At 64.3% G+C, this 1,757-nt stretch carries 2 protein-coding genes and 1 pseudogene; 1 reads left to right on the plus strand and 2 read right to left on the minus strand.

Features of this window, described 5'->3' with window-relative positions:
- On the plus strand, positions 1 to 444 hold a 444-nt coding region (locus JHD07_RS36305), incomplete at its 5' end, for an SDR family oxidoreductase (RefSeq protein WP_291630940.1).
- Positions 445 to 555: 111 nt separating this feature from the next.
- On the opposite strand, the gene JHD07_RS36310 is transcribed toward JHD07_RS36305, so the two are convergent.
- A complete protein-coding gene (locus JHD07_RS36310; protein WP_291630942.1) occupies positions 556 to 1,323 on the minus strand; it encodes an outer membrane beta-barrel protein in 768 nt (255 codons plus the stop codon).
- A gap of 178 nt (positions 1,324 to 1,501) precedes the next feature.
- Positions 1,502 to 1,757, minus strand: a pseudogene (locus JHD07_RS36315) (FAD-dependent oxidoreductase); the annotation flags it as partial.

Consider the following 1,757-nt stretch of genomic DNA (forward strand, 5'->3'; position numbering starts at 1 on the left):
GAATGGAACAAGGTGATCGACACCAACCTCACCAGCGCCTTCGTGTGCTCGAAGCTGGCCTATCCGGCGCTGAAGGCCTCCGGCAACGGCAAGGTGATCAACATCGGCTCGATGATGTCGATCTTCGGGGCGAGCTTTGCGACCGCCTATGCGGCCAGCAAGGGCGGCATCGTGCAGTACACCCGTGCCTGCGCCAATGCCTGGGCACCCGACAACATCCAGGTCAACGCCATCCTGCCGGGCTGGATCGATACCGACCTCACCCGCGGCGCGCGGCAGCAGGTCTCGGGATTGCACGAGCGGGTGCTGGCGCGCACGCCTGCGGGACGCTGGGGCGACATCGACGACTTCGCCGGCATCGCCGTATTCCTGGCATCGCCCGCGTCGAATTTCGTCACGGGCACCGCGATCCCGGTCGACGGCGGATTCTCGGTGATGGCCTGAGGCCGCGCCCGCCCCGCAATCAACCACGCAAAAAAGAAGCCCCGGACCAGGCCGGGGCTTTTGAGACTTGAAGTGCTTTTCTTGATCGTTGGTCGCGTTGCGTCGACGTGCTCAGTAGCGGGCGATGGTCGGTGCGTCGAACTTGTAGCTCGCGCGCACCACGGCCCACTGAATGTCGCGCGGCTTGGCATCGAAGCTGTAGTTTCCGGAGGTGCCGCCGAGCTGATAGGTCTGGCTGCCGAAGGCAGCGTAATTGTATTCGAGGCCGACGATCCAGTTGCGGGTAACGCCGTATTCCCAACCGGCGCCGACCGTCCAGCCGTTGGCCCAGTGGGTCTGACCGCCGGAGCCCGTCGCCGGAGCGACCGTGTCGCTGACGGAGAGACGGTTGTTCACGCCGGCATAGCCGCCCTTGATGTAGAAGAGATTGTTCTGCACGGCGAAGCCGGCGCGGCCGACGATGGTCGCGAGCACGTTGGCACGCCAGGAGAACACGTCGTCGCCGGCACCGAATGCGGTGTTCGTGAACGAGGCGTTGTTGTCGAGCCCGGCGATCGTACCTTCCACGCCAAAGACGTAGTTGTTGGCCTGCCAGTTGTAGCCGATCTGCGCGCCGCCCATGACGCCCGATTTGCGCTGGCGATAGCCCTGGCCCGGCGCCAGGTCGCCAAACGCGGCCGTGTTGCCGGTGTTGACGAATTGCTCGTTGGTCCAGGCGCCGCCGATGTGGCCGCCGACATAGAAGCCGGTCCAGTTGAACAGCGGCTCGACATAAGCAGGCGCCTTCGTGTAGCGCGCACCGAGATCGGCGGCGGAGGCGGCGCCGGTCGAAACCAGAGCTGTCGTGCAGGCGAAGGCGGCAATCAGTTTGTTACGCATGGTACACCCCGTGTCCTTTGATGGGCGCACGGTCACACGCAGGTCTTACTCAAATTTGAATCAAGAAAGTTAAGACGCCGGATTGGCCTGCAGCGCGCCTTGAATCCGTTGGCGCTGTTGCTCGTGCGCAACGCTTGGCGCGCGATTTAACGCGGTATTATCCTTAGCGACTCCTGCGTTACGGTTCCGGCACGGCCCTCGAATGCACGTGCTCCGGCCGCACGCCAAGCGCAAGCAGGCGCGCCGGAATGCCCTGAAGCCACGGCAGCGCGGTGACGAGGCGCAAGACCAGCGGCACCTTGAGCGGCCGATCGCCGGCCCGCAAGGCGCCGCTGATGATGTTGTTCTGCACCATCACCTGCATCGCTTGCGTCATCTTCACCGGAAATTCGCGCCGGCGCCTGACGGTATCGAGCTCGTGCTCGGAGGGACAG

The sequence above is a fragment of the Bradyrhizobium sp. genome (assembly GCF_016462955.1).
In the GTDB taxonomy this organism is placed as follows: Bacteria; Pseudomonadota; Alphaproteobacteria; order Rhizobiales; family Xanthobacteraceae; genus Bradyrhizobium.

Excerpts from the sequence above, each read along its gene's own strand:
- JHD07_RS36310 (WP_291630942.1), bottom strand. The coding sequence starts at position 1,323 with ATGCGTAACAAACTGATTGCCGCCTTCGCCTGCACGACAGCTCTGGTT.